Here is a 206-nt window from a genome sequence, read left to right on the forward strand (position 1 = left end):
GCAATGGTTGCCGCTGGGAATGAAGTGCCGGCCTCCAATTTCACGGGTGCCGCCCCCGAATCGAAATTGGCGGTTGTAAAACTGAAACCGGCCAAAAAATATCTCAGGGATTTTTATATGGTTTCTGAAGATGCGCATGCTTACCAGGAAAATGATATCATGCTGGGCATCAAATATCTTCTACTGATGGCCCGGAAATACTCTCT

The 206-nt window shown here is 47.1% G+C and carries 1 pseudogene; it reads left to right on the plus strand.

The features are described from left to right. Window positions 1-206: pseudogene (locus HJV72_RS19670) on the plus strand (S8 family peptidase); the annotation flags it as partial.

Origin of the sequence: Extibacter sp. GGCC_0201, from assembly GCF_017566055.1 — a bacterium.
Taxonomy (GTDB): Bacteria; Bacillota; Clostridia; order Lachnospirales; family Lachnospiraceae; genus Extibacter.